The sequence below is a fragment of the Shewanella sp. A22 genome, assembly GCF_053850585.1.
In genome coordinates this window covers 1-808 of record NZ_JBSQBN010000257.1, presented here as the reverse complement: position 1 = coordinate 808, position 808 = coordinate 1, and the positions used below count along the sequence as shown (strand labels likewise).

The 808-nt window shown below is 41.6% G+C and carries 2 protein-coding genes; one reads left to right on the top strand and one right to left on the bottom strand.

Annotation, left to right across the window (positions count from 1 at the left end):
- The coding region (locus ACWXWT_RS20590; protein WP_456043417.1) for an IS3 family transposase at positions 1 to 158 on the top strand (158 nt) is incomplete at its 5' end.
- Between the two features lie 123 nt (positions 159 to 281).
- Here the strand turns inward: ACWXWT_RS20590 and ACWXWT_RS20585 are convergent.
- On the bottom strand, positions 282 to 808 hold a 527-nt coding region (locus tag ACWXWT_RS20585), incomplete at its 5' end, for an IS66 family transposase (protein ID WP_456043416.1).

The following is an 808-nucleotide window of genomic DNA, read 5'->3' as shown; positions in this document are numbered from 1 at the left end:
GGATTTTTAACGTTGCTCAACCAACAAGGGAGTTTATGAAGCAAGATGTGACTGCTTACATGAAATATTACAACTTGGAGCGACTTCATTCTGCTAATGGTGATCTGTCACCGGTAGAGTTTGAAAATTCTCAACTAAAAGTGTCCAGTTTGGGTTGACCAGTACAGTATTTTCTGTGCCCAGGAGGCAGTCCAACTTGATAATATCTATAAAAAAAGCAAATAAGGAAGTGTATACCCTATTCGCTTTTATTTTGTAAGCGGTCAATGAACTGGTGAAGCTTATTCTGCTTCACCTAAATCAACATTCCACGGCAGCAAATCAGACATATCATCTAATAGTGCACGCCTGGGTAATTCCGTAAATAGATGACGGAAATAGTAGTAGGGATTCAAATCATTGGCACGGCAGGTCATCACCAGGCTGTATAAGTTCGCACTGGCTTTAGCGCCACCCACCGACGTCGAGAACATCCAATTTTTTCGTCCTGTGGTAAATGGCCTGATATCTCGCTCTGTGACATTATTATCAATACTGATATCTCCATCTTCAAGATAGGTCCGTAATTTAGGCCACTGATTTAATGTGTAACTAATGGCTTTGCCCAATGCCCCTTTAGGTAAAACATGTTGGCTGTTCAGCCAAGCATTCAATTCATTGAGGATAGGTTCGGCCTGTTGCTTTCTCAGCTGTTGACGCGCTTTGGAGGTTAAGTTTTTTGCCTGTTTTTCTATCCCGTAAAGTTTGGCTATGTAACTGAGCGCTTTTTCGGCTTTACCTGCTTTTTTTGAAGGCGATGCTTTTTGAG